This window comes from Pedobacter sp. 01T416_2 (assembly GCF_056398925.1).
This window is the reverse complement of record NZ_JBFTQI010001080.1, coordinates 1-1,461: the sequence shown is the minus strand read 5'-3', so window position 1 is coordinate 1,461 and position 1,461 is coordinate 1. Positions and strand designations below refer to the sequence as shown.

The following is a 1,461-nucleotide window of genomic DNA, read 5'->3' as shown; positions in this document are numbered from 1 at the left end:
GCACTGGTGTTGGCAAAGGTAAACCTTCAGATGCATAAACATCATTAGTAGCTTTCAGTTGCTCATAAGAGCTTACTTTTTTAGGAAACAAGGTAGGTTGTGAAAAAATTTGGTTAAATGAATAATTAACATTTATTTTTCCGTCTTTCCCTTGCTTCGTAGTTACAATAATTACACCGTTACCCGCAGAAACACCATATAAAGCCGTAGCTTCAGCATCTTTAAGGATCGAATAGGTTTCAACATCATTCGGGTTTATGTTTTGAAAATCACTTTGCGTACGGATAATATTGTCAATAACATATAAAGGTGGTTTACTAGAACCACGAATAGAAATTGTGCTCTTTGTTCCTGGCGCACCAGTGGTAGTCGTCACAATAATACCTTGTGCTCTACCCGCAATTGCATCATTAATAGAGGCAACAGGTAGTTGTGCAACCTTCTCAAAATCAATTGTACTGATAGCTCCGGTAGTTTTTCTTTTTGTAGTCGAACCAAAGGCTTGTACAACTACCTCATCTAGGTTATTCGATGAATTCAGCATCACAATTTTCATTGGAGAGGTAGAAGCGGGCATTTCTACGGTTTTATAACCAATGGTCGTAAAAACTATGGTTGAATTTTCAGGAACTTTTAGGCTAAATTTCCCCGCCCCGTCAGTCATAAATCCAAGGCCTTTCACGCCTTTCACACTTACACTTACTCCTGGTAGCGGTATCCCCGCAGTATCAACAACAACACCCGTTATGGTAATGTCTTTTAATAACTTTCCTCTCGATGAGATGGTAACAAGGTTATCCCCCTCAATGGAATAAACCAATGAAGTACCTTCTAAAAGCTGATCGAGGACGTCAGATATAGGGGCTTTATTTACTTTTACGCTTATTTGCTTGTTGAAAGGCCCTTCAGTTGGGCTGTAAACAAAGCGAAATGAGCTTTGTTTTTCTATCAATTTAAGAGCCTTACTCAACTGCATATTTTTCATGTCGAAAGACAGCTTTTCTTGTGAAAAAACCTTTGCAGATACATTTAAGCAGGCGATCATCACCATTAAAAATGTCAGTTTCATTGTCAAAATGAGTTTAGAGCGCACTCGATTCCAAGTTGGCTCTTTGGTGAAGTAATAATTTATCATACTTTTGTTTTTTTGGTTAGTTTGATTGTGGTATTTACTGTTTGCATACGTGATATACCCGATCACATAAAAAATCAAAAAAATCCCGGGGCGGTGTTCCAGCATCGCCCCTTTTATTTTGATCTCTCTATTTGGCTTTGTTGTTATTTTGTAATAATGATTTTTCCTCCTTCCATTTTATAGTTAAAATGTTTTACTTCCTGTAGACGCTTAAGAACTTCCAAGATATTTTCTTTGCTGAAAGTAGCGGTATATAGATAACCGGCAACGGTTTCATCTCCCAATTCTATATCAACGCCGTACCAGCGTTCCAACATTGGTTCCAT

General features: G+C 37.9%; 2 protein-coding genes. Both read right to left on the bottom strand.

The window, feature by feature from the left end; all coding sequences use genetic code 11:
- Window positions 1–1,135: STN domain-containing protein (locus AC1DPQ_RS27540; RefSeq protein ID WP_477611534.1), on the bottom strand; the 1,135-nt coding region annotated here is incomplete at its 3' end.
- A gap of 143 nt (window positions 1,136–1,278) precedes the next feature.
- Window positions 1,279–1,461: FecR domain-containing protein (locus AC1DPQ_RS27535; RefSeq protein WP_477611533.1), on the bottom strand; the 183-nt coding region annotated here is incomplete at its 5' end.